The following is a 23,602-nucleotide window of genomic DNA, read 5'->3' as shown; positions in this document are numbered from 1 at the left end:
TCGCCGAAGGTGCGGTCTAATTCCCCCGAAGGCGTCTCATAACAATATAGGCAGTGGTGAACCGTTTTGCTATGCCCGGCGTAACTGGTGGTACCGTCAGCAGTCGTGCTATCGGCGAGATGGTAGACGCGATGGACGACGAATCGTGGTATGGAACCGCCGAACTCTCGACTGGCGACTATCGTATCGGACTCGTTCACCACGGCGAGCGAGACGCACGCGGATGGACGACGTGGCGAGACGGCGACCGGATCGGCGTCCTTCACGGCGTGGTGTCGAATCGCGCCGAGTTGGGGCTTTCGACCGCCGAAATCTTCGAACGGGTGCTTGCCGACCCGGATCGCACGCTTCCGGAACTCAGTGGCCCGTTTCTGCTTGCAGTCGCTGACCGAACCTCTACCGTGGTCGCAACCGACAAAATCGGGACGCGACCGTGCTACTACTCGATGGTTAACGGATTCCTGTTCGGAAGCGGACTCAAATCGCTCGTCACGCAACTGCACGACCCGCGAGTGGACGAACGGGGGGTGAGCGACTTGCTCCACATGGGGTACGTGTACGGTCGAAAAACGCTCGTTTCGGACGTTCGTTCGCTTCGGCCCGCCACCTACCTACACCACGAAAATGGTAACGTCAAGACGCAGCGATACTGGGAACCCGACTTCGGCATCGCGCCACAGGAGGGGTACGTCGATGAGGCAGTTCGACGCTACCGCGAGGTCGTCGGCAACGTCGCGGACACTATCGATGGACGAGCGGGGGTGTGGCTCTCCGGCGGACTGGACAGCAGGACGCTCGCCGCCGCGCTGAAAGACGAAATCGGCCCCGTTCAGACGTTCACCTACGACAATTCTGCGACGCAGGAAGACCGAATCGGTGCGGAGCGCGTCGCCGACTCGCTCGAACTTCCGAACCAGTTTCACGACTACTCCGTCGAAGAGTTCGTGAACGCCATCGAACGCGGCGTGGACATCATGGACGGGATGTTACAGTGGTCGTTTTTCGTCAATCTCGCGCCCTCGTTGAACAGCGTCTCCGGACAGGTAGACGTGCTGTTCGAAGGAAGCAGTCAAGGCGAATTTTTCGGCGACGTGATGTATCGCTCGTATCTGACCGGAAAACAACCGGTTGACGCCCTCTCAGTCCTAAAAAGTCAGTTATCCCCCGCTGACGTGCAAACCCTCCTTTCCGCGGATGTTTCCCCAAACCAATCGCTCGGACGCGTGGTCGAAAGAAGCACACAGCCCCGACGAGAACACAGGACGCTCGACGCACTGTGGGAAATTTTTGCGGACTCCCACTTCCGGTCGAATCGCCTCTATCGAAGTCAAGCCGGAACTCGCGTCCCGTTCGCGGACGGGAAGTTCATGAACCACGTCGCGCGAATGCCGTACGATCGGTATCGAATCGGTTCGATTCCCGGCACTCGCGGCAAGGTTCCGTCCGCCGTCGCGCCGCTCAAACTAGAAGTCGCCCGTCGAGTCGCCGGAGCTGCGGCGAACGTACCGTACAACCGGACGAACCGCCCGCCGACCTCTCCGCTCGCGCTTCACGCGGCGGGATTCGTCACGGACAACGTGAAAAAGCGAGTTTTCGGCCAAACCACGTCGCAGATGGGCATTTGGTATCGGACGGATACCAAGATGCAAGCGTTCATCAACGACCTCCTCGACGACGCCTGCACCCGCGACATTTTCAATTCGGACGGGATACGCGACCTCCAGCGCGAGCATCTGGACGAACGAGGAGATTACATCAAGCCAATTTCAGCGCTAACGACCGTCGAACTCTGGTTGCAGAAGCACCTGGACACGCTCCGTCCGTCCGCGGGCCAAAGCGTACCAGCGTGATAGCGAGTATATTTAAATTATCCATGGTATAATGATCCCAGATAAGAAGTTCAAATACAGTTGATTTGACCATCATACTGCCGGGCATGCGGCACATCGGTATGCCAACTCTCTCGAGCGTGGCCACAACCAAAATAAAACATATATTCACTAAATTTTAATAATTATTGGTTTTCGGTCTATTTATCGCCGGTTCTACCGCTTTTCAGGCCTTCTGATAAAAATTTATAAACCACGGGGAAACAGTGGGAGACAGGCTGGTCACGAGTGGACCGACGAACAACAGACAAACGGACAAACGAAACAACCGAAAGCCGCCGGAATACACATATCCTCACCGTATTAGGCGTCTGCTGGCTAGCGTTTCTCGGATACTCCGAGCTGTACGGGGGCGGGGCGAACGTTGATCTCGTCGCCATGACGCTCGGCGCGGGACTGATGATTGCTGGCGCGATCCAGTTCCTTCGCACGACTGATTCCGTGGAACCGAAAGAACAAGGCTAACGCGACGCGTATTTCCTTTGATGAACGTCGGCGTGTTCCTCCTCATCGAACTCTTCGTCTTCGTCACGCTCCTTTCGGTGGGTGGCGTTCTCATCCGCCGATGCCGAGCGTCCGGCGAGTGGCAACCGCGAGGATTACGGGACGCGGAGCGCGACGTCGGAATCGAAGAGGAGTGGCGCTAGTTTCTCGTTGATTATTCGCGCCACTGTCCGTGTAGTTCAGTGTTGTGCGCTCGCTCGTCGGGGTCGTTGATAATCGAAACCATTCCCGACCGGTCGAGGGCGTACTGTCGGGAATCGTTACGCGTGACGAGCGACCGAGTTCTGAGTTCGGTGAGAAGACTCTGAATCTGTTCGACGGACGCCGTCACCTTGTCCGCGATTTCGTGAACCGTCATCAGGCCATCCGCCGCGAGCGTGGCGATAATATCCCACGTGTGATCGTCGTTGCAGAGCGATTCCCGTCGCGCCGCGTCGATGCGAACCACCACGGGGTCGGCATTGGCCAGTTCCACGAGCGACGCGGTTTCGGAAACGGATTTCCGAGAAACCGCCTTGCCGAGCTCGTAGCCGCGCTGGCGAAGCTGTTTTCGGTAGGCCTCGACGGGGTCGTCTTTCTCCGCGGTTGCACTTTCGTCGTCGGCTTCGGTTTCCGGAGTCGATGTTCCTTTTTTCACTGCTTCCTGCTCGGTGGGCGAGTCGGGAGAAGTCGTTTCTTCGTCTTCTCCCGTTTCGGTCGCTCGTTCTTTATCCGCTCGTTCGTCGTTCCCACCCGTCTCGAAAGCATTCAAGTCGGTCTGTTCGTTTTCCAGTTCGGCAACCCGTGCTTCGAGTTCGCGAATTCGCTCGTTTTTCTCTCGAAGTTGTTGGCCGAAATCCTCCGGGGCGCCAACCTCTCCGTGGGCGAGTGCGTTGGCCATCTTCCGTGCGGCGGCGGACACGTCGCGAGCGGTTTGGAGTTCGTCTTCCAGCGCCGCGATTCGCTCGCCTTTGCGTTCCAGTTGGGTTTCCAGTTCCGCAACTCGATTGTGTTCTTGCTCCTGAAGCTCCGTGATGTCCTCCAAATCACCCATCAGCGCATCGCTGACTGACTTCAGTTCGGGGCGCTCGAAGTCGTCCAACCCGGGGGTTGCGCCCGCGTCGAACGTCTGCTTGCGATTGAACTGTACCCGCCGAATCCCGCCGTCCGTCCAGTCCGTTTGGACGAATCCCTCTCCGGCGTTGAGATCTGGAACTGCGTCGCCGTACTCGTCGCCGACGATTCGGCTGACGACTTTCGTGTCGTTTTCCCACGTCAGGCGATGCCAGACTAGCCAGTTCGCCTGCGTGATGAAATCCTTTTTCACGTCGGCGGGGCGCTGGCTGATGCCCATCACGCCCAGTCCGTGTTTTCGTCCGCGCTTGCCAACCTTGATGAGCATTTTTCCAGTTTCGCCCATTCCACCGCCTTCGGGGATGTACTCGTGGCACTCCTCGACCACGAGCAAGAACGGTTTTTTCAACTTCTTTTCCTTGGCGAACAGGTGCCGCGCCGTTTCTCGGATGAGTTCGTCGGCCTCGTCCTCGTCGAGATAGCCTGACACGTCCACGATGATGGGAACGTTCTGTTCGAGCGCGAGCGACGCGATTTTCTCGGCGTGTTCCGCTCCGACTTGGATGTCACACTCCTCGTCAGCCCCGGCGTGGAGCAGTTCGTACTCCTCTTTTAAGCCGTAGTACTCGCCGTCAGCGTCGATGATGGCGACCGGATAGCCTGCATCCAGTAGTTGTTCGACGATGACCGACGCGGTGTTCGACTTCCCCGACCCCGATTTTCCGGTGACGAACCCGCGCCCCGTCAGGATTTCGACCACGGGAATCGAAACCTCGGTTTCGTCGGCGACGAGGTGGCCCACCGGCAGTTGCTGTTCATTGTCCATCTTCTTGCAAGCTGGATTCGACAGAGATTCCTTGAATTTTTGCATCACGCTTCGGACTGTTGACTATTAACGACCGGATGGTCGGCGAATGGTTGTGGTTCCGTCTTCGAATATAAACGTTCATCCGCCAAATCTGTTCGAAAACGGTGAAGGAATGTCGCCACAATCGCTTTCCTGCCAGCGACCGAACCGTCGGATAATGAATTTCTACGCTATTACTCGAATTGCTGGTCGAAACGGCCGTCGAGTACGAACCGGAGGCTCTACCGCGTGACTCACGTCGCAGTCGTTGGAGCGGGCGTCGCAGGACTCGGCGTCGCTTACGCTCTTCGAGATGAAGCATCCGTCACCTTGTTCGAGAAAAGCGGGCGCGTCGGCGGCCGCGCCGCCACACGCGAGCGGACCGACTGCGTCTACGATACGGGCGCGAACTACGTGAAAAGCGACGACGACCGCGTCTCGCGCGTTATCCGCGAACTTTCGAATGGTTTGGTCGATGTCGAGAAACCGGTTTGGACGTTCGACGCGGACGAAAATATTTCGGAGGGACGCGACGAAAATGCGGCGAAATGGACGTACCGGAGCGGAATCGGAACGCTCGGCGAGAAACTGCTGGATGCGAGCGGTGCAACTATCCGAACCGACACCCGAGTTGTGGGAATTCGGAAGGATGACGGTTGGTACGTGGAAGACGGAGACGGAAACGAATACGGTTCGTGCGACGAACTCGTGCTGACGCCGCCAGCGCCGTTGACCGCATCGCTGTTGGAGTTCGCGGAGTGGGACGACGACGAAACCGCGAGAGAGCTCCGCAGACACGTCGGGCACGTTCCGTACAGGACGATTCTCTCCGTCGCGCTTCATTATCCGTTCGAAATCGACCGGTCCTACTACGCGCTGGTGAACACGGACAAGGAACACGAAATCGGCTGGCTGGCTCGCGAATCCTGCAAACCGGGGCATATTCCTGACGGCGAAAGCCTGCTCATCGTTCAGATGGCTCCGAACTGGTCGGCGGAGCACTACGACCGCGAGGATTCGGAAATCGTCGCGGCGGCGGCCGACCGCGTTGCAGACCTTCTTTCCGACCACTCGCTTTCGGCCCCGAACTGGTTCGACGTGGTTCGCTGGCGCGATGCATTGCCCGACTCGGGTGCCGACCCGGGCGTTCTCCGGAGGGCGGAAGACGAAAATCTCCGGTTCGCCGGCGACTGGGTCAGCGGGGACGGTCGAGTACATCGCGCGCTCGGAAACGGACTCGATGTCGGCGAGCGAATCAGCAAACTCCGAACGTAATTACGACACAACGTCGGAGTTCGAATGCTCTACGAGCGGGGTCGCTTCCTCGTAATACCGCTCGTACAGTGATTCAGCCCACTCCCGAACGTCGGGGTTTGCCGTGTCCGCAAACACGCGGAGGATGCCTATCTCGTCGTAGCCACCGACGCCGATTCTGTCGTCAAACATCGCCAATCCGAACGGCAGTCGCTCGTGGACGAGCAATTCGAGGTGGCCGCCGTCGATGGCTTGCGTCGTCGCCTTTCGGTGGTCGGAGAGAATTTGATCGATAACCGTCGGGAGATAGATGATTTCGGTCTGCATGCCGTCGAAGATGTTTTCGCGGATTTCGTCCACGTACATCGGGGCAATGGTCGTCGTATCGAATCCACGAAGGGTTTTCGAATCGCGGAGAAGCGAGACGAACCGACGGACGGGTTGGTACGGATCGCCCGGTTTCTGCACCGTTATTGTCGCGTCGGTGAGCAGTTCGACGTCGATTCCGGTTCCGTCAAGTAACGGTAGGAGCGGTTCCAACTTGACTGCCAACTCAACCGTATCTTGCAGCGCTTTTACTTCGGTAGCGATGATTCGACCCAACGGGGTGAGTTCGTACGTGCCATCGATACGGCGAACGAGCGACTTTTCAGTCAAGTCGCGGACGATTCGGTGCGTCGTCGTCCGCGATACGCCGATGTCGGCTTGGAGTTCCGACCTCGTCAGTGGTCGGTCGCTGAGCGCTCGCAGAGTGTTCGCTCGCTTAACCGCAGTGACCACGATTTCTGAATCACTACTGCTGTTCATTGATTGTACTTGGCACTACCATGGTATAGTGTTTCACGCCCCGAAAACTGTAGCACGAGCCGGAAACTGTCCACCGTTCGAGATCGTTCCGCGTTCCGGGAAAATATCACTCAGTAACTACATTAGACAACCATCCCATTTCTATTCATGGCTGTCGAACCAAAAACGACGACCGAAGTAACGGAATCGACTAGTTCGAAAACCGGAACTGGATTGGACGAAAATCTCGCCGGGGCACTCGCGTACCTTTTGAGTCCGCTTACTGGCATCCTCTTTTTCGTCCTCGAAAGCGAAAACGAGTTCGTGAAATTCCACTCGGCACAGAGCATCGCATTCGGGATCGGACTGTTTCTCGTCTATGTGGCGATGACGTTCGTGCAGTTCGCACTGCTCTTTATTCCGAGAGTAGGAGGATTGTTCTCGCTCATGTTTTCGCTCGCCTATTTCGTCGTCGGATTCGCCGCATTCCTCGGGTGGTTATTCTTGATGTACAAAGCCTACTCGGGCGACACCCACCACATGCCTGTGTTCGGGAATGTTGCGGACAGAATTGCATAAAATGAAACGCACAGCAACGATTTTCGTCGTCTTCACGGTCGTTCTAACCGGTTGCGCCGGATTCGGTTCCAGCGCCCCGAACGCCGAGGATGTAATCGCGGGAGACGGCGTCGGTGGCGAAAACGACGGTGCGAACATTGCGGGTGACGGCGGAGGAGACGACGAGGCAAACGGTGCGAGCAACAGCGAGGGCGAGACGGGCGAAAATAGCTTTCAGCCGTTCCGGTTCGACCGGCCCGGAACGTACACCTTCGATGTGATGGACGCGAGGGAAGGCTCCGGGAAACTTGTCTGGGACATTCAAGCCATCGACGGCGAGAACGTCACCCTGAACAGCATCTTCGAGTTCGGCGGAGAGAAACACGAATCGTCCATGACCGTCAACCGTGACGACGCAATCATCGACCTCGCATTCGTTCCCGGCGGCCAGTATGCCGTCCAGACGATGTACGCGGGTGCGATGAGCAACGCCTACGGCAAAGACCTCCGGGTCGGCCAGTCGTGGAGTTTCACGACGCAGGACGGAACGATGGCCTACGAAGTGACCGAAAAACGAACCTACGCCGGAATCGAATGTTACTATTCCGAAGTGCGAATCGACGGCTCGGTCGCCAGAGTCGGGTGTTACTCGCCCGATCACGGCGTTGCGCCGTACTCCGCGTACTACGACGAGAATGGGGAAACCGTGCTGGAAGTGAAACTCGTGGAGTACGAGGCGAAGTAACGGTTTCATGTAATCTCGAGTTATTTTGCGTTAATCGTCTCTGCCGTTCGCCACCGTACACCCTTTACGAATCGCTCGGAACGAACGAACCAACCAATATACAATGACAAACGGTAATACAACACCGAGAATCGTCGCGAGAACCTGAACGAGAACGCATATATTTCCGGAAAGTTCAGTGGCGTAAATAATAATTTACTGACCAAAAACGCCGTCGATTACACCGTACGGTTTCAAACCGTTATCCGGCTGCCGTTATTTTGAAATTTCCCGGAGAATACTTACAGACGATAGAAGACAACAAATTACGGTTTCACTTTCACTCCGCTCTGGTGAACTATTTAGTTATCACCTTCGAATTGCGGGGCATGGGACTGATGCGACGACTCGGGGTACGTTCGGAGTCGAAATCCAATTCGAACGACCCATACGAATGTCGAGGATGTGAGGCCTCTTTTGCAGTTCTGTATCAAGTTTGTCCCGAATGCGGTGGCTACACCATCGAACGGGACGACTGGGACTAACGAACGACGAGTTCGTCGCCTGGCCGGACGTCGTCCGCGACACCTGCCGGAAATTCGAGCACGCCGTCTCCCCTCCCACGTGTGAACCCCGTCCACGGATTCAAACGGACAACTCGCGTCACCCGTCCGCGTTCAGTCCACACCACATCGAGCGCCAGCGGTGTGAGTAGCGTCGAAGCGTGACGCTCCGCGACCGAGTCGAAATCGAACGCGAGCGCGCAGTCATCGCGTCGAAGTAGGTGGATCAATCCGCGAATCCGAGAACCGAGCGAATCAACTCGGTATGCCCGTGAGGAAACCGTTTGTTCGACTCCGTCTCGTCTCCGAACGACGCGCATGGGATAGCTTTCGGCTCGTTCCCTTCGAACGTTTCGCCCACATCGTGGAAATCGACGAAACCACATAGAGGGATTAGCAGTGGGTTCTCAACGCGGGATGTTCCGTGGCGCTGTCGCACTCCATGGTCATCGCTACGCCGTTTCTTGTCGGTAATTTCGGCCCAGAAAGAACGTCACGAGGTGGAACGCCAGCAGTCCGGTGAATAGCGGAAAAATTCCCCATCTAGTTCATCGAAAACCAACGGGTTGTCGAACAATGGAAGGGTAATCGAGAGCCAAAAGTTTGCAATCTGGACGGGAGTGGCACCGAACTGGTGGCTGAGTGTGGCGGCGATTTCGACCTACGACATGGAAAATTATATTATATTTAATATTAATACTATTGATCGATTAATCGGTTTTAACTACCTGTTAAGCGGATTTCAAACCGTGACGTTCGACATCGTACTCCAACAATCGTCCTACTGCGTTTCGTCCCTCATTTTGCGTCTTCGAACATCAAAATCGCACGACTGCGGCGCGTATGACGGATGGGGGGTGATCGAGGAGGGCTCTTGCTTGCCTTTTTGCTGCTCGCGTATGACCACGACCGGTTTTTCGTCTGACAGGGGTTTATGATTTTTCAGGGTGTATGTGTGACGAACACGAGTCCCACACTCAGAAGGTGTCTCTAATGAGCAAATCAAACACATCCCAAGCGGAAGCGCCACCGACGACGTACCACACGACCCACGACTGGACGGACGCAGAATCACTCAGTACGACGGTCATGACAGCGGTTGCGGAAGCGATGGACAAAGATCCGACGGAAATCGGCCCGCTCTACGACCAGTTCGACCCGGACGCTTTGGACGGGCTGTTTTCCCCCCACAGGGGAGAAAAAATTCGAACGGACGGCCACCTCGGGTTCACGTTCGAGGAGCACTACATTTTCGTCCAGAGCGATGGCCTCATCGCGGTTCATCCGCCCGAGGAAGGGACGTAGATTTTTATCCCTCCCGGCCCCACGAAACGATAGATGCGATGATTCAGCTACCGATACGACGATGCTCCGCCTGCGGTTATCTCGGCCCGGTCGGACGGTTTGTGGGGGAAGAGCGAAAACTGACGTGTCCCCGATGTGGCACCGAACTCGGCGGGACGTTCGACCCGCGATTAGCATGACGGGAACGACGCTCAACTCGGCAATCGAGGAGTACCTCTCCAGCATCGAGGCCGGAAACTACCGCACCAACGCGGGTTCCGCGCTCACGCAGTGGGCGCAGTGGCTCGCACGGGAGCGAACCGTCACCCTACTGGAGGACGTGGAGGTCATCGACTGCCGCCGGTACGCCCGCCATCTCAAACGACAGGTGCGCGAGGACGAACTGAAATCCTCGACGGCTCACACCTACTACGCCTACGTTCGGGCGTTCCTCGGCTTCTGCGAGGCAGACGAACTTCTCTCCAAGAATCCCGCCGCCGTCTCGCGAGCGCAGGCCGAACTGCCGGAAAACACCGCCGACGCGAATCGTCAGTTCTGGACGCGACGCGACAGAAAAGCCATCCTCGCCTTCATGGACAAACGGGTGGAGAGGGTGTTGGAGGGCGACGATAGCGACGGAGTGTCGCGCGAACGCGCCTACCGCGACCGGGCGCTCGTTCGTCTGCTCGCGCTGTCAGGCGTTCGGGGTGCGGAAGTGTTCCGCGCCCCAGCGGACGACAAGCGACCCGGAATCGCGTGGAGAGACGTGGACATCGAAGGCGGTTCGCTCCGCGTGTTCGGCAAATCCCGCGAGTACGAATACGCGCAACTTCCGCGAAAAGCCGCGGAAGCGTTGGAGCGCTATCACCGCGTTTTCGATCCGCCAACACCACGGTTTCCGGTGTTTCCAACCGACCACGCGCCGTCGAAATATCGCGCCGTCCGCGAGGGGTTGGCGGGTGAATACACCGAAAGCCGAATCGAAACCATCCTCAATGAAAACGACATCGACGATGTTGTGCGCGAGTACGAAATCGTCATCCCCGCGATTTCGACCCGCGGCGCGCGCAATCTGATGAAACGCCTCTGCGGGGAGGCCGGACTGGACATCGACGGCGAGTATCTGAAACCCCACGGAGCGCGACGGGGACTGGGCCATCAATTATACAGTGAGGGCCATGCGGAACTGGCCCAATCTGCCCTCCGTCACGCCTCGATTGCGACGACGCACGAGAGCTATTCGAACATTCGGGCGAGCGAGACGGCGGAGCGCGTTGACGACGTGCTGGACGACTCGTGACGATCTGCTGGCGCCCAACCCTAGCTGACCTTCAACCCTAACAGTGCAGGGAACAAGAATTTATTACTACTGTCGTTAGCGGAACCAACGAGCCAGTGTAAATCGTACGACAGATCGGCGCAACTCGATACGATGTTCGACGTGCTTTCGAGCGACTACCGGCGACGAATCCTGTTCGAGTTGAAAGCGGAACGCCTCCGTGTTTCGGAGGCGTCCCACCGATGGGAGGCGGAGTATGGCGATGACCGCGATCGAATCGAACTGCTGCTGTGCACCATCCATTTATCGAAACTCGCCGATTTCGAGTTTGTCGAGTGGCACAGGGAGTCAGACGAAATTCGACAGGAGTCACGATTCGAGGAAGTCCGTCCGGTTCTCGACGGACTCTACTAACCCGTCGTGCTGACGAGAAGGAACGCTTTGGAATCGGCCATTCGAATCGCAGACCAACAACCCCTTTTTCCCGCACCACCGAGTTCGACTATGCGACTTCGCCGGACGCCCCTATTCGTCTTCATTTCATTATCGCTTTTTGCGGGCGTTGCATCCGCCCACGGAGTCACCACGCGGTTCGACGCGCCGATTCCGCTCACCTTGCTGTTCGGCGGTGCAGGGGCCACCGTCGCCCTTACGGCGCTCTTTCTGACCACCACGGTCGAGAGCGCGCCGACCGGAACGCGTCGGATTTCGTTTTCGGCGGACGCGGTCGTCATCCTTCGGCGCGCGACCCAGGTGCTGTTTCTCGCGGTTTTTCTGTTCGTCCTCGCCGTCGGCGCGGTCGGCCCGACCAACGCGCGGGACAATCCCGCAACTCTGTTTACGTGGTCTGTCTGGCTGAAAGGCGTTGGCTTGCTCGCGGTGCTGTTCGGCAGTCCGTGGCGCACACTCGCGCCGTGGCGGACGATTTACGATGGTCTGTCAAAAGTGGAAGGCAAAGAGTTGGCGTTGTTCGACTATCCGAATCAACTCGGCGATTGGCCCGCCCTCATTGGCTTTCTCGCCCTCGTCGGCGTCGCGGAGAACCTGACCCGAATTCCGGATTCTCCGCGGTTGACCGCCGTTCTTCTCGCGGGTTATGCCCTCATCATGCTGGTCGGCGGTGTGCTGTTCGGAACACCGTGGTTTCGACGCGCCGATCCGCTCGCGGTACTGTACCGTCTGTTCGGGCGAGTTGCGCCCATGAAAATCGACGGAAGTGGAATCGACCTCCGTCCGCCGTGGCGCGGGTGTCTTCCCCGGGTTCGGTCGCTCTCGCTCGCCGCGTTCGTCGTGGCGACCGTCTACACCGTCAGCTTCGACGGCTTCACCAAAACGCCGGAGTACCAGACGCTTCTGTTTTCGGTGCGGGAAGCGACGGGACTCGGGTCTGTCGTCTCGGTTCTCCTCTATCTCGGTGGTTTCCTCGCGTTTCTCGCCGTCTTCGCACTCGTGGCGATACTGACCCGACGAGTTTCGGTAATTGCGGAAACGTCGAGGAATTCAAAAACTAAGGAGTCGTGGCACGCAACGGCCCTCGCACTCGCGCCGACGGTGATTCCCATCGCGGTCGCCTACGAAGTGGCGCACAACTACCCCTTCGTGCTTCAGCAGTTGTCGCGTCTGTTGACAATACTCGGCGGGCCAGAAATTGAACTGCTCGGCTGGCTTTCGCTGTCTGCGTTCTGGGCCTCACAGGTGATACTCATCGTCGCGGGGCACCTCGCCGCGGTCGTCGCCGCCCACTACGTCGCGCTGGAGCGCACGAATCGCGTCGGCCGGGCACATCTCCCTCTGACCGCGCTGATGATTGCTTACACCGTCCTCTCGCTGTGGATAATTTCGCGTCCGGTCGCGACCTGAGCGGGTTTTATTCGGCGGTGGTTTCGACGGACGTACCAGAACTCCTTTTCTCGCGTGGTCGCTAAAGTCACTCAATGAGCGATTCGACGCGCGGAATCCCCCGACGCGAGTTCATGAAAGCGGCGGTCGCCATCGGCGGGTCGGCGGCCCTGTCGGCCTGCCTCGACCGGGGCGGGATGCCCGACGTGAAGCAGGGGCCGGACGACCTCTCCGGTCTCCCAAAGCGCCAGCACGCGTGGAATCGATTTCTGGCGACGGACGACCACGACAACGACGTCGCCGCCCGACATCAGGTACTCCTCTTTCTGAACTACGCCGGAGCGGACGACGCGACCCCGAGCCAAGCCGAGCGCGAAACCGTCGAATCGGCGTTTCGTAGCCTCGAACGCGCCTACCAGCGAAGCCACGACGGACTGCTGTTTTCGGTCGGTTACTCCCCCTCGTACTTCGCCCGGTTCGGCGCTGTCGACGTGCTCCCGAAACCGAAAGCTCTCGCGTCCTTCGAAGACCCGGAACTGGACGAACAGGACGCCATCGTCCACCTCGCCAGCGACCACGCGGAACTCGTACTCGCCGTCGAGGAAGCGCTGCTCGGCGACCGCGAGGAGTTGAACGGAGTTTCGGTGACAGGACTCTCCGATGTGTTCGAGAAGTCGAACCGCCGAACCGGATTCGTCGGCGACGGCCTCCCCGCTGAGCATCAGGACGTGAGCGGCATCCCCGACTCGAAACCCGTGCCAGAGGAGTCGCCGCTGTACATGGGTTTCAAATCCGGATTCCGGAAAAACCAGGCTAGCGAGGACAGGGTGACGATTCGGGACGGCCCCTTTGCTGGCGGCACCACCCAGCACGTCTCCAAAATCAGCCTGCATCTCGACCAGTGGTACGAACAGGATAGCCGCGACCAGCGCGTTGCCAAGATGTTCTGTCCGGTTCACGCCGAAGAGGGGCGAGTCGAGGGCGCGGGCGACAACCTCGGCGATTCCAGCGGGATGGACGACGACTGCATCGGGCAGGTCAAGGAACACGCCCGAAAACGCGGGATGGTCGGCCACTCCCAGAAATCCGCTTCCGCGCGAAAGGACGACTCGCCGCTCATCCTTCGACGGGATTTCGATTCGACTGATGGCGGCGAGGCGGGCCTGCACTTCGTCGCGGTTCAGCGCACAATTTCGAATTTCGAGGACACCAGAAAGGCTATGAACGGCGACGACCTCGCCGGAAACTCCTCTGTTGGCCAGCGCGTGAATAACGGCATCTTACAGTACATGACCGTCGAATGCCGGGGGAACTTTTTGGTGCCGCCGCGCTCGCTTCGCTCGCTTCCCGATCCGAATCGATAAGACGCGTTTATTTCGTTTGTATTTGGATTGTGAGTCGTGGAGTTTTGCTTTTGTGGGTTTCGAGTCGGGGAGTCCCAATTTTGAGAGTCACGAGATGATTTGCTGTCATCGTAGCTAGCTACTGCCGACTCCAATGAAAACCGCCACCGCACCGCAACCGCAGGCTACACACCTTCCCAGCCGATTGTGCTTCTCGGCTTTCTGTATGCGATGCTCATCCCTCGCGCGCTGTCAGCAAGACGGTTCGGACGTGAAGTCCTCATCGTCTTGCCAATGCACGCCACATGGCAAATTCGACATACGAAACCAGTCAAACTACGATAGCGCGTTGGTGTGAGCCGGAGGGCATCTCTCCCAGAGGCACGTCAGTGAAGCCGCGCGAGGGACGACCGGACGACTGCAAGGAGCGAATAGATCGATTGGGGGAGGATGTGGTCTGCGGTTAGGATGTGGTGGTAATTATTTGTTGTCAGTAACAGTCTACGAACACCAGAGAAACAACCATCATTTACAACCGGAAATATACACCACCGACAGACTGCCAAACGACGAAATCACCGCCTCCAAACACACCCCTTTCGACGGGTGTACCAGAACCTCTTTTCGGAGTCAATGACAAATTCCCTCCAATGAATCGTCGTAGGTTTTTGCAGACTTCGGGTTTCACAAGCGCAGTTGCGCTTGCGGGGTGTGCTGGACTGTTCGAAACACAAACCACGCCGAACGAACCCCCGTTGGTCGAAAACCGCCCAGACGCGGTGTACTATCCGACGCACACCGAGGGGATGGAGATGGCCGGAATGGCGAAACAGGGCCGCTGGCGACTCGGACTGATGTACTCGTTTCCCCACCGCTTTTGGCTGATGGGCGGTGGAACCGCGGAACAGCAGGAAAAAGTGACCATTGAAGACGGTGACGACGTGCACCTGATGGCGACGGTCTGGGACGCGGAAACGATGACGGTGCTTCCCGCCGGGGACGTGCGCATCGAACTCTCGAAGGGAGATTGGAGCGACACCAGAACGATGTGGCCGATGCTCTCGCAGAACATGGGATTTCACTTCGGCGACAACATGGGACTGGACGGCGACGGCACCTACACCGCCGATGTGCAGGTCAGCGGACTGAGCATCCGTCGAACCGGCGCGCTCGCGGGAGAGTTCGGTTCCGCCGCGACGCTCTCGACCGAGTTCGAAGTGACGCAGGAAAAACTGGAAAATCTGCCGTTCGAAGAGCTCGACCAAAAGAAAGGGTCGCAAGGTGCGGTGCCAACGGTTGAGATGGATATGATGCCAACGAGTACGGTGCCGCCGAAAGCCGACCTGCCGGGGCAATTTATCGGCGAGCAGACGAGCGGGGATGCGAAGTTTCTCGCAACTGCCGTGAAAGACACCAAGATGGCCGAAGAAACCTATCTCCTCGTCTCACCGCGGACGCCGTATCGGAGCTATCCAATCCCAATGATGTCACTCTCGACGAGCCTGAACCGCGGCGGCGAATCGGTCTTCGACGGAACGCTGAAACCGACGCTCGACCCCGAAATTGGATATCACTACGGCGCGAATGTTTCGGGTATCAAATCGGGCGACGAACTCCTCGTTTCGGTCGATTCGGTGCCGCAGGTCTCCCGACACGAGGGGTACGAAACGGCGTTCCTGAAGATGCCGAAGATGACGTTCTCGGTGTGAGAGCGACGGCGATCTCCGGGCGGCAGTGAAACGGGAGGGCGGTGGAGTACTGGGACGGCGAAACAGTGGGTCGGTATAGCAGTGGAGCGGTGAAACGATGGGACAACGGGTTAGTCTCGGATTAGAGACTGAAAAAGAGCGGCCACAGGAGTACGCCAATCCACAGGACTAGACCCGTTTTCACGAGCAGATTCCAGCGTTCATCTGCTTGCTGTCGCGCGCCACCAACTGCAAGCAGTCCGATGACAGCGAGAACGGTGAGGCGATGAAGGACGACCATAATCGGAAGGACTGTAACACCGATGCTCTGGTAGTCGAGCAGGAATCCGAGGCCGAGACCGAGGATTGCAACACCGAACCAATCGAGCGACTGATGGCCTTTGGGGAGGATAACGGCAGAAAGCGGTAAGCCGACGGCGAGAACGACGTACCCGATACCAGCGACAGCCTTTATCGGAATCGTCGGAACCGTCATCTCGACGGCGATACTCGCACCGCGCACGACAATTGGTAGACCGAGAAGCAAGAAACCGAGCGCAATGCCACGCTGGGTGGTTTCCGCCGACAACCAGGACAGCAACTCCCGAACGAACGAGAGCATTGATTCCTGCACGCCGACGGAACCGAGGAGGATCGCGACCCACAGGAGCGTTATCGGATACACATCAGTTGGCGCTCGTAACTCCACGACCGAAACCCATCCGTCAGTGTCGGCGATGCCACCGTTGGCAAAGCGTTCGCGGGAGACGTCCTCTACGTACCACTTTCCATAGAACTGGTTATCGAGGTAATACTGTGCGGCGGACAGCGACCCGACGGAGTGCCGCAGTCGAAACCAATCCCAATGTTCCTGATGTGCTTGGATGGCAGTCCACGTTTGCCCGCCCGTTCCGCCCTCGTACAGACGAAGATGGTAGCGCGACCCGAAATAGGAACCGTCGTGGATTTGCGCCGTTTCAGCGACCCAGCCGCCACGTGAACCGGGTGCATCGATGTAGGTATATCGCACCGCTCCCGTGGTGTTGTGCCATTCGATAGCGACGTCATCGCCGGCCGTCGGTTCGTCCTCGTGGCTGATTCCCTGCCACTCCTGCGTATCGTTTCGCCACTCCGCTGTCCGCCGATTTCTAAGGTGAGATACCACTCGTGAGGTGTGCCCTTGAACGACGGCGTTGATGGGGAGCGTCAGCGAATCGAACGATTTCCCACGACTCGTAAACGGCCACAGCTCTGCTTCGCTGTTCGGATGCGGTGAAACGAGCCGCACATCGTTGGGGCTTTTCCGCTCTTCGTCGTCCACTGAGTTCGGTACGAGAACCCCGGGGTGAGCGAAGAGGAGCGTACCGACTAAGAGAATTGCAAGAATCGTCGTGGCGTGACGACGGAACCCGATTCGTGGCTCGGGCATGTATAATCAGGGGCTACCGAACCGCAGAAAATCAATGTACCGGCCGTATGCTAGCAAAAAGAAAAGGATACAAGCGGCGGCTATCGCAGTTTAGGCGACTGCACGGCCGTCTTCCTCGGATTCGAGCAGTTCCTGATAGCGGTTGCGGATGGTGACTTCGCTCACGCTCGCGACTTCGCTCACCTCGGACTGGGTCACCTTCTCGTTGGTAAGCAGGGAACCGGCGTACACCGCGGCGGCGGCGAGTCCGACCGGACTCTTGCCGCTGTGGACGCCCTGCTTTTTCGCGGTTTCGAGCAGATCGTGCGCCCGGCGTTCGGATTCGTCGCTCACGTCGAGGTCGGAGGCGAACCGCGTCACGTAGCTCTGCGGGTCTGCGGGCTGGATTTCGAGGCCGAGTTCGCGGACGATGTAGCGGTAGGTGCGTTTGAACTCCATCCCTTCGATTCGGCTGACACTGGCTACCTCGTCCAAGCTGCGTGGAACGCCAGATTGGCGGGCCGCCGCGTACAGCGAGGCGGTCGCCACGCCCTCGATGGAACGACCCGGCAGGAGGTCTTCATCGAGCGCACGGCGATAGATGACGCTGGCCGTCTCCCGGACGTTTTTCGGGAGTCCAAGGGCACTGGCCATGCGGTCGATTTCGCCGAGCGCCTGCTTGAGGTTGCGCTCCTTGCTGTCGCGCGTGCGGAACCGTTCGTTCCACGTGCGGAGTCTCTGCATCTTCTCTCGCTGGCGGGAGCCGAGCGTGTTGCCGTAGGCATCTTTGTTCTGCCAGCCGATGTTGGTCGAAAGCCCCTTGTCGTGCATCATCTTCGTCGTCGGGGCACCGACGCGGGATTTTTCGTCTTTCTCAGTGGCGTCGAACGCGCGCCATTCCGGCCCGCGGTCGACGTTGTCCTCATCGACGACGAGACCACATTCGGCACAGACGATTTCGCCGTGGCCCTCGTCGGTGATGAGGTTGCCACCGCATTCGGGGCAGACGTTTTCCTGTTCCTGTTCGTCCTCGCTCTCGCGTTCTCGGTCGTGGGTCGCTACAGTGGACTCGTCGTAGCGTTGAATTTTTGTTGAAGTCATGGTTGGTGCGTTGGCGAAGGCTCCCGACAGGGTAATTCCTGAAAAAACCCGGAAGCTTACTTCCTAACTATCGGTTAGGTAGAAACGTACTTAAAGGTTTCGTGATATAGTGCGACATTCACCGTACCGTATTTCGAGTTAATGAAGCCTGTACTCCGAGTTAATCGCAGTTTAAGCGCCTAACATTCCGGGAGACGTGAGTCGAAACGGACAAAAATCTATTGGTTATCTCCTGGCGGTTGTGGTTCCGACTACCAGGTTGTTGTCACCTACATCCTCGCTACGAGGTCAGAAATGAGTAGAGGCGTTACTGTTCACACGCCGCAACGTTTCTCCACACATCTGCGTTGTGCTTTCGTACTTCTCCCCTATTTACTTGCGTTATTCACGCAAATAAGACCGTGCAACTTCATCCGGAACCTGCTCGAACACCCGATAAAACTGACCGACTGCGCCGAAATTCGGCGGGGTCTCGATACACACCACTTCGTCCGCTTCGCCGTGCAGTCGTTCAATTGAACCGGGCGACCCGACTGGAACCGCAAGGACGACGTACCTTGCGCCCGCGTTTTTCACCTGTCTGAGGCATGCAATAGTCGTCGCACCGGTCGCAACGCCGTCGTCCGTGACCACGACCTGCTTACCGTCGAGGTTCGGTATCGGCCCATTGCGACGGTATTGTGTCGCTTTCACACGGGCGTCCTCGGTTTTCCGTTCTCGTTCCTGTCCGACGTAGGCGTCGTCCGCTCCGATTCGGGAAATGAGCGCGTCGTTCAGCCACACGCTTCCGTCGGCACCGACGGCTCCAATCGCGAGTTCGGGATTGTGAGGAGCCCCTAACTTTTTTGCCACTACCACGTCGAGCGGTGCTGAAAGTGCATCGGCGACTGGTCGTCCGATCGGAAGTCCGCCGCGCGGAATCGCGAGTACGATGTCCGCGGTTATTCCTTCGCGCTGGACGAGTTCCGCGAGTTGTTCGCCTGCGTCCGTTCTATCTGTAAACATGGAATCTACCACTCTAGGGACGAGCGAAACGCGAATAAAGATGGACCCTTCCCCACACAGTTCAATTATAAACCAAAATCGACATTCATAACAATTATGGTAGTATAGCATGTCTATCGGGTAACCTGGGTAAAATGAGCGACACGTCTTCCAGCGCCGTCCTCCACGTCGCGAACAGCGTTTCGTCCTCCGAATCTGTCGTTGGCTTGTACATCGAAGACGATGCCCAGGGAATTCCCGACGCATTACACGAATCGGTGTTCGAAACGGGTTACTCCACCGCCGAAACCGGAACCGGATTCGGATTGACAATCGTTAAGCAAATTGCCGAGACGCACGGATGGGACGTGTCGGTTCGCGAGGATGAAACCGGCGGCACGCGATTTGAGTTCATCGAAGTCGAATTGGTGGAATGAATGACGCGCATTTCACAGGAACACGTCATCAAACGATGGCTTGGACTTGAATCCCGAAAGCCAGAAACACCCTCCGTGGACGTGTCATCGCTCACGGAGCGCGAGGCGCTCGACGAACTCTTGAACGCGAAGCCGGGTGCCGCGTCGTTTATCTGGCGCGAAGCACCGATCGAATGGCGACGGGTGACGCTTTCTCGACATGCATTCGAGCGATTGCGGGTTATCGACGGTCCCGAAACGCTATCGTGGCGAGCACTCTCGCCGGACGAAACCGTTCTCGGGGCGGCCCGACAGATTGCCCGCTGTGACGGTGAACAGTTAGACGATTTGACCGCGAAAACCGGAGTCGATGTTGGACAGGTGCTGTCGATTGCCGAAAACCCACCCGGTGAACCGCTGGTGTTGGTTGACCGTCGGAACTGTCACGCGCCGCGCGTCATGGACGGAAATTATCGAGCGACGGGACGGGCACTGAATCTCGTTAAAACCGACACCTATGACCCAGTGTCGGCGTATCTCGGAACTTCGTCTCGTCCGGTGTTGAAGCCGATTCGGAACGTCGTCTGCGAACTCGTTCGACACCGCCGTCGAATGTAGTAGCCGAAAGGAATTTCTTTAAATCCGTCGCATGGCACACGTGCCATCCACACGGACGGTCTACTTCACGGGGCCGCGCGAGCTCGACGTTCGCGTGGAAGGGATTTCCGAACCGGGACGGAACGAGGTGCTCGTTCGCGCCGAGGTGTCGGCGGTTAGTCCGGGCACCGAACTTCTCGTCTATCGGGGGGACGCGCCGACCGAACTGGCAACCGACGCGACGATAGACGCACTGTCGGGAACGTTGGAGTTTCCGCTTCAGTACGGGTACGCGACCGCGGGAAAGGTCGTTTCGACCGGCGAGAACGTTTCGAAGGGCTGGGTAGGCGAATCGGTATTTGCGTTCCATCCACACGCGAGTCATTTTCTCGCATCGCCTGCCGACCTCGTCCGGATTCCGGAGGAGTACACGCCGACAGAGGCAGTCTTTCTACCAACCGTCGAAACGGCGGTGAACTTCGTCCTCGACGGGACGCCGAGAATCGGCGAGCAGGCCGTCATTTTCGGGCAAGGTGTTGTCGGATTGATGACGACCGGCCTGCTGGCGAACTATCCGCTTTCGGATCTCGTGACGGTAGACCGTTATCCCGAGCGACGTGAACTCGCGAAAGCGATGGGTGCGGAATGCAGTTTGGATGCAACAGGAAACGTTCGCGAGGAAATCGAGGCCGAACTCTCGCGTGCAAAAACGCCCGCGGGAGCGGATTTGACCTACGAGCTTTCAGGCAATCCATCGGCGTTGGACGACGCGATTTCGGTGACCGGATACGACGGACGGGTGTTGGTCGGGTCGTGGTACGGCGAAAAGCGAGCCGAACTGAATCTGGGCGGGTCGTTTCACCGAAGTCGAATCGACATCGAAAGCACGCAAGTGAGTACGCTGTCGCCGGAACTACGGGGGCGGTGGGATTCGGACCGCCGACTCGCCGTGGCGTGGCGACGACTCTCGAATCTCGATGTGACATCTCTCGTCACCCACCGAGTTTCGATTGGGGACGCCCACGAAGCGTACCGACTGCTGGACGAATGCCCGAACGAGGCCGTCGCCGTGCTTCTGACGTATGACTGACCGACAGTTAATCCGAGACAGATACCGAACCATGTACGAAGTAACCGTTACCAAACCGTTCGTCGCACAGCATTACCTGACAGTTCCGAACCCCGGCCCGGAGGGAGAACTACATTCCCACCGGTACGGAGTGACGATTCATCTCCGGGGCGAATCGCTGAACGAGTTCGGCTATCTTGTGGACATCGACCGAGTGCGCGAGTCGTTGGACAACACGATAGCCCACTATCGAGACGAGACGCTGAACGACCTCCCGGAGTTCGAAGGGGTGAACCCCAGCGTCGAACATTTTTCGCGGCTGTTCTGTGACCGCGTTCTCGACGAAATCGACGCACCGGAAATCATCGAAATCGAAGTCGCAATACAGGAAGACAATGACGCGGGGGCTAGTTTCGAACGGTCAGTGTGATGCATCTCGGATTCGTCGTCTACGGTTCGCTTTCGGGGCGTTCTGGTGGGTTTCGGTACGACAGAAAACTGGTCGAAAAATTGCGTGAGCGAGGGCACACGATAGAAATCATCGGCCTTCCGTGGGAGTCGTACGGGCGTAGTCTCCTGCACAATTTTTCGCGAGGGCTTCCCTCTCGACTTTCGGGATTCGACGTACTTTTCCAAGACCACCTCTGCCATCCGTCGCTGATTCGGGCGAACCGTCGAATAGACGCCCCAATCGTCTCCATCGTCCACCATCTTCGGTCAGACGAACCGCGAGCAAGGTGGAAAAATTGCGGCTGTCGTGCGATTGAGCGCGACTACGTTCGACATCTCGATGGGGTCGTTTGCAACAGCGAGACGACGCGACGGTCCGTTTTCGAACTGCTCGATTCGTGGGAGGAAAACGACCGAAAGGCAGCAGTGGCACCTCCCGCAGGCGACAGATTCGAGCGGTTCGTGCCGGTGCAGTCGATTGATACGAATTTCGAGGGCACCCTTCGACTCGTTTTTCTCGGAAACATCATCCCCAGAAAGGGGCTGCACGTTCTGCTCGGAGGCCTTTCGTCCGTTTCCGGAAAGTGGCGCCTCATGGTTATCGGCGCGGAATCGAACGAAGAGTACGCGACCCGAGTTCGTCGTCTCCGCGACGAACTCGGACTGCGCGAGAGGGTGTCGTTTGCGGGCCGACTGTCGGACGAGGCAGTCGCCGGACAGCTCGCTCGGAGCCACGTTCTCGCAGTTCCGTCGCTGTACGAGGGCTTCGGTCTCGTCTACCTCGAGGGGATGGCGTTCGGTCTGCCCGCGATTGCGACGACGGCTGGCGGCGCGAGCGAAATCGTCTCGGACGACGAAAACGGGTTTTTGCTTCCACCCGACGACGCCGACGCGATTGCCGATGCAGTTCGCACGCTCCGGGACGATAGGTGCCGACTCGCACGAATGAGCATCTCGGCGCGTGAACGGTACGAACTTCAACCGGGATGGGACGACGCGGCCGAGTCGGTTGAACGGCTATTGAAAGAAATCGTGGAAAGTTGTGCCGTTTCACCCGAACAATGACGTTCCAACAGTATCTCGATACGAAACGAACGGTGGACGACCGGGCGCTGAATCGGCGGGTACTCCGCCGATTCGAGCGCGAACTTTCCGCGTTGATCGACTCCACCGAACCCGTTCGACTGCTCGAAATCGGGGCTGGAATCGGCACGATGGTAGAACGCCTTCGCTCATGGGACTGTTTGCCGAATCGGGTGCAGTACACCGTGTTGGATATAAGTTCGAAAAATATCCGAACCGCTCGCTCGCAGTTGCTCGCGAGCGGGTTCGAGCGAAATGGGGACAACCTCCAGTGCAAACAGAATGGCCGGTCGATGACGATTCGGTTCGAAGTCGCGGACGCAGTCGAATTTGCGTGGAAAACCGACAGACGGTGGGACGCCCTCGTCGGACACGCAGTCGCCGACTTGTTCGACCTCGAATCGGCGCTTCCGGCGTTCTGCTCGGTGCTCGACTCTGGCGGACTCTGCTATTTCCCCATCACGTTCGACGGAGGGACGATGTTCGACCCGGCGCACGAACTGGACGAGCGAGTCGCGGAGCTGTATCACCGGCACATCGACGACGGCGAAGGGACGAGCAGAGCGGGGCGGAAACTACTCGCCGAATTTCGACGGCGGGAGGCGGAACTGCTCGCCGTCGGGAGTTCCGACTGGGTGGTGTATCCGGAAAACGGGTCGTATCCCGCCGACGAGGGGATCTTTCTCCAACACATCCTCGGGATGATTGGGAGTTCCCTGGACGGCCATTCGGAAATCGACGCGGATGCGTTCTCGGACTGGTTGGGAACGCGCCACCGGCAAGTTGGAGGGGGTGAACTGACGTACATCGCACACCAGTTCGACGTGCTGGCGAGAGTGGTGTAGCACCGATTTATACTGATGAATGATCACTATTCCAACCT

At 58.2% G+C, this 23,602-nt stretch carries 24 protein-coding genes; 18 read left to right on the top strand and 6 right to left on the bottom strand.

Annotated features, from left to right (window positions below):
- The first annotated feature begins 71 nt into the window (after positions 1-71).
- The 3 genes from LIX15_RS10990 to LIX15_RS10980 all read left to right on the top strand — a co-directional run bounded on the left by LIX15_RS10990 (position 72) and on the right by LIX15_RS10980 (position 2,536).
- Positions 72-1,850, top strand: coding sequence for an asparagine synthase-related protein (locus LIX15_RS10990; protein WP_227773232.1), 1,779 nt, complete (start codon positions 72-74; stop codon positions 1,848-1,850).
- A 267-nt stretch (positions 1,851-2,117) separates the two neighbouring features.
- On the top strand, positions 2,118-2,354 hold the full coding sequence (locus LIX15_RS10985; protein WP_227773231.1) for a hypothetical protein: 237 nt from the start codon (positions 2,118-2,120) through the stop codon (positions 2,352-2,354).
- A 20-nt stretch (positions 2,355-2,374) separates the two neighbouring features.
- The gene (locus LIX15_RS10980; protein WP_227773230.1) at positions 2,375-2,536 is read left to right on the top strand and encodes a hypothetical protein; all 162 of its coding nucleotides are present in this window, start codon (positions 2,375-2,377) and stop codon (positions 2,534-2,536) included.
- Between the two features lie 11 nt (positions 2,537-2,547).
- Here LIX15_RS10980 and LIX15_RS10975 read toward each other — a convergent pair whose 3' ends face one another.
- Positions 2,548-4,272 (bottom strand): ATP-binding protein, encoded by a 1,725-nt coding sequence (locus LIX15_RS10975; RefSeq protein ID WP_227773229.1) that lies wholly within the window; start codon positions 4,270-4,272, stop codon positions 2,548-2,550.
- Positions 4,273-4,542: 270 nt separating this feature from the next.
- On the opposite strand from LIX15_RS10975, the gene LIX15_RS10970 reads away from it, so the two are divergent.
- On the top strand, positions 4,543-5,568 hold the full coding sequence (locus tag LIX15_RS10970; RefSeq protein WP_227773228.1) for an NAD(P)/FAD-dependent oxidoreductase: 1,026 nt from the start codon (positions 4,543-4,545) through the stop codon (positions 5,566-5,568).
- Here LIX15_RS10970 and LIX15_RS10965 read toward each other — a convergent pair whose 3' ends face one another.
- Complete coding sequence (locus LIX15_RS10965) at positions 5,569-6,354, bottom strand: helix-turn-helix transcriptional regulator (RefSeq protein ID WP_227773227.1); 786 nt, start codon at positions 6,352-6,354, stop codon at positions 5,569-5,571.
- Between the two features lie 147 nt (positions 6,355-6,501).
- On the opposite strand from LIX15_RS10965, the gene LIX15_RS10960 reads away from it, so the two are divergent.
- Positions 6,502-6,912 carry a DUF4870 domain-containing protein gene (locus LIX15_RS10960; protein WP_227773226.1) on the top strand — a complete coding sequence of 137 codons (411 nt, stop codon included), beginning with the start codon at positions 6,502-6,504 and terminating at the stop codon, positions 6,910-6,912.
- Between the two features lies 1 nt (position 6,913).
- Positions 6,914-7,636: a hypothetical protein gene (locus LIX15_RS10955; RefSeq protein WP_227773225.1), complete on the top strand. Its 723-nt coding sequence runs from the start codon at positions 6,914-6,916 to the stop codon at positions 7,634-7,636.
- A gap of 520 nt (positions 7,637-8,156) precedes the next feature.
- Here LIX15_RS10955 and LIX15_RS10950 read toward each other — a convergent pair.
- Entirely contained in the window at positions 8,157-8,498 is a 342-nt protein-coding gene (locus LIX15_RS10950; RefSeq protein ID WP_227773224.1) for a DUF192 domain-containing protein, read from the bottom strand.
- Between the two features lie 673 nt (positions 8,499-9,171).
- On the opposite strand from LIX15_RS10950, the gene LIX15_RS10945 reads away from it, so the two are divergent.
- From LIX15_RS10945 to LIX15_RS10920, 6 genes are all read left to right on the top strand, one after another.
- A complete protein-coding gene (locus tag LIX15_RS10945; RefSeq protein WP_227773223.1) occupies positions 9,172-9,483 on the top strand; it encodes a HalOD1 output domain-containing protein in 312 nt (103 codons plus the stop codon).
- A gap of 133 nt (positions 9,484-9,616) precedes the next feature.
- The gene (locus LIX15_RS10940; protein WP_227773222.1) at positions 9,617-10,762 is read left to right on the top strand and encodes a tyrosine-type recombinase/integrase; all 1,146 of its coding nucleotides are present in this window, start codon (positions 9,617-9,619) and stop codon (positions 10,760-10,762) included.
- 132 nt (positions 10,763-10,894) lie between these two features.
- Positions 10,895-11,155, top strand: coding sequence for a DUF7344 domain-containing protein (locus tag LIX15_RS10935; RefSeq protein ID WP_227773221.1), 261 nt, complete (start codon positions 10,895-10,897; stop codon positions 11,153-11,155).
- Positions 11,156-11,245: 90 nt separating this feature from the next.
- On the top strand, positions 11,246-12,601 hold the full coding sequence (locus LIX15_RS10930; RefSeq protein ID WP_227773220.1) for a hypothetical protein: 1,356 nt from the start codon (positions 11,246-11,248) through the stop codon (positions 12,599-12,601).
- 74 nt (positions 12,602-12,675) lie between these two features.
- Entirely contained in the window at positions 12,676-13,944 is a 1,269-nt protein-coding gene (locus LIX15_RS10925; protein ID WP_227773219.1) for a DUF7405 family protein, read from the top strand.
- A 629-nt stretch (positions 13,945-14,573) separates the two neighbouring features.
- A complete protein-coding gene (locus tag LIX15_RS10920; RefSeq protein ID WP_227773218.1) occupies positions 14,574-15,632 on the top strand; it encodes a DUF7350 domain-containing protein in 1,059 nt (352 codons plus the stop codon).
- 121 nt (positions 15,633-15,753) lie between these two features.
- On the opposite strand, the gene LIX15_RS10915 is transcribed toward LIX15_RS10920, so the two are convergent.
- The 3 genes from LIX15_RS10915 to LIX15_RS10905 all read right to left on the bottom strand — a co-directional run bounded on the left by LIX15_RS10915 (position 15,754) and on the right by LIX15_RS10905 (position 19,125).
- Positions 15,754-17,040 (bottom strand): hypothetical protein, encoded by a 1,287-nt coding sequence (locus LIX15_RS10915; protein ID WP_227773217.1) that lies wholly within the window; start codon positions 17,038-17,040, stop codon positions 15,754-15,756.
- Positions 17,041-17,130: 90 nt separating this feature from the next.
- Positions 17,131-18,120, bottom strand: coding sequence for a transcription initiation factor IIB (locus LIX15_RS10910; protein WP_227773216.1), 990 nt, complete (start codon positions 18,118-18,120; stop codon positions 17,131-17,133).
- A gap of 381 nt (positions 18,121-18,501) precedes the next feature.
- Positions 18,502-19,125, bottom strand: a complete 624-nt coding sequence (locus LIX15_RS10905) for a phosphoribosyltransferase (RefSeq protein WP_227773215.1) — start codon at positions 19,123-19,125, stop codon at positions 18,502-18,504.
- A gap of 134 nt (positions 19,126-19,259) precedes the next feature.
- On the opposite strand from LIX15_RS10905, the gene LIX15_RS10900 reads away from it, so the two are divergent.
- The 6 genes from LIX15_RS10900 to LIX15_RS10875 are packed head-to-tail and all read left to right on the top strand — an operon-like array spanning position 19,260 to position 23,564.
- On the top strand, positions 19,260-19,541 hold the full coding sequence (locus LIX15_RS10900) for a sensor histidine kinase (protein WP_227773214.1): 282 nt from the start codon (positions 19,260-19,262) through the stop codon (positions 19,539-19,541).
- Complete coding sequence (locus LIX15_RS10895) at positions 19,542-20,138, top strand: hypothetical protein (protein ID WP_227773213.1); 597 nt, start codon at positions 19,542-19,544, stop codon at positions 20,136-20,138. It abuts the gene before it with no gap.
- A 40-nt stretch (positions 20,139-20,178) separates the two neighbouring features.
- Positions 20,179-21,207, top strand: coding sequence for a zinc-dependent alcohol dehydrogenase (locus LIX15_RS10890; RefSeq protein WP_227773212.1), 1,029 nt, complete (start codon positions 20,179-20,181; stop codon positions 21,205-21,207).
- A gap of 31 nt (positions 21,208-21,238) precedes the next feature.
- Positions 21,239-21,616 carry a 6-pyruvoyl trahydropterin synthase family protein gene (locus tag LIX15_RS10885; protein ID WP_227773211.1) on the top strand — a complete coding sequence of 126 codons (378 nt, stop codon included), beginning with the start codon at positions 21,239-21,241 and terminating at the stop codon, positions 21,614-21,616.
- Complete coding sequence (locus LIX15_RS10880; RefSeq protein ID WP_227773210.1) at positions 21,616-22,701, top strand: glycosyltransferase family 4 protein; 1,086 nt, start codon at positions 21,616-21,618, stop codon at positions 22,699-22,701. The genes LIX15_RS10885 and LIX15_RS10880 overlap by 1 nt, the downstream gene beginning before the upstream one ends.
- A complete protein-coding gene (locus tag LIX15_RS10875; protein ID WP_227773209.1) occupies positions 22,698-23,564 on the top strand; it encodes a class I SAM-dependent methyltransferase in 867 nt (288 codons plus the stop codon). Before LIX15_RS10880 ends, LIX15_RS10875 begins: the two co-directional genes overlap by 4 nt.
- Positions 23,565-23,602 lie beyond the last annotated feature (38 nt).

Source organism: Haladaptatus pallidirubidus (assembly GCF_020700235.1).
In the GTDB taxonomy this organism is placed as follows: Archaea; Halobacteriota; Halobacteria; order Halobacteriales; family Haladaptataceae; genus Haladaptatus; species Haladaptatus pallidirubidus.
Note: the sequence above shows the minus strand (reverse complement) of the source record. Positions and strands in the feature narration are given on the sequence as shown.

Bases quoted from the DNA above. Each gene is read 5' to 3' on its own strand.
- LIX15_RS10875 (WP_227773209.1), top strand. From the start codon at position 22,698: ATGACGTTCCAACAGTATCTCGATACGAAACGAACGGTGGACGACCGG.
- LIX15_RS10975 (WP_227773229.1), bottom strand. From the start codon at position 4,272: ATGGACAATGAACAGCAACTGCCGGTGGGCCACCTCGTCGCCGACGAA.
- LIX15_RS10880 (WP_227773210.1), top strand. From the start codon at position 21,616: ATGCATCTCGGATTCGTCGTCTACGGTTCGCTTTCGGGGCGTTCTGGT.
- LIX15_RS10895 (WP_227773213.1), top strand. From the start codon at position 19,542: ATGACGCGCATTTCACAGGAACACGTCATCAAACGATGGCTTGGACTT.
- LIX15_RS10980 (WP_227773230.1), top strand. From the start codon at position 2,375: ATGAACGTCGGCGTGTTCCTCCTCATCGAACTCTTCGTCTTCGTCACG.
- LIX15_RS10920 (WP_227773218.1), top strand. From the start codon at position 14,574: ATGAATCGTCGTAGGTTTTTGCAGACTTCGGGTTTCACAAGCGCAGTT.
- LIX15_RS10990 (WP_227773232.1), top strand. From the start codon at position 72: ATGCCCGGCGTAACTGGTGGTACCGTCAGCAGTCGTGCTATCGGCGAG.
- LIX15_RS10950 (WP_227773224.1), bottom strand. From the start codon at position 8,498: ATGCGCGTCGTTCGGAGACGAGACGGAGTCGAACAAACGGTTTCCTCA.
- LIX15_RS10955 (WP_227773225.1), top strand. From the start codon at position 6,914: ATGAAACGCACAGCAACGATTTTCGTCGTCTTCACGGTCGTTCTAACC.
- LIX15_RS10925 (WP_227773219.1), top strand. From the start codon at position 12,676: ATGAGCGATTCGACGCGCGGAATCCCCCGACGCGAGTTCATGAAAGCG.
- LIX15_RS10910 (WP_227773216.1), bottom strand. From the start codon at position 18,120: ATGACTTCAACAAAAATTCAACGCTACGACGAGTCCACTGTAGCGACC.
- LIX15_RS10940 (WP_227773222.1), top strand. From the start codon at position 9,617: ATGTGGCACCGAACTCGGCGGGACGTTCGACCCGCGATTAGCATGACG.
- LIX15_RS10915 (WP_227773217.1), bottom strand. From the start codon at position 17,040: ATGCCCGAGCCACGAATCGGGTTCCGTCGTCACGCCACGACGATTCTT.
- LIX15_RS10885 (WP_227773211.1), top strand. From the start codon at position 21,239: ATGTACGAAGTAACCGTTACCAAACCGTTCGTCGCACAGCATTACCTG.
- LIX15_RS10905 (WP_227773215.1), bottom strand. From the start codon at position 19,125: ATGTTTACAGATAGAACGGACGCAGGCGAACAACTCGCGGAACTCGTC.
- LIX15_RS10900 (WP_227773214.1), top strand. From the start codon at position 19,260: ATGAGCGACACGTCTTCCAGCGCCGTCCTCCACGTCGCGAACAGCGTT.
- LIX15_RS10965 (WP_227773227.1), bottom strand. From the start codon at position 6,354: ATGAACAGCAGTAGTGATTCAGAAATCGTGGTCACTGCGGTTAAGCGA.
- LIX15_RS10930 (WP_227773220.1), top strand. From the start codon at position 11,246: ATGCGACTTCGCCGGACGCCCCTATTCGTCTTCATTTCATTATCGCTT.
- LIX15_RS10960 (WP_227773226.1), top strand. From the start codon at position 6,502: ATGGCTGTCGAACCAAAAACGACGACCGAAGTAACGGAATCGACTAGT.
- LIX15_RS10935 (WP_227773221.1), top strand. From the start codon at position 10,895: ATGTTCGACGTGCTTTCGAGCGACTACCGGCGACGAATCCTGTTCGAG.
- LIX15_RS10945 (WP_227773223.1), top strand. From the start codon at position 9,172: ATGAGCAAATCAAACACATCCCAAGCGGAAGCGCCACCGACGACGTAC.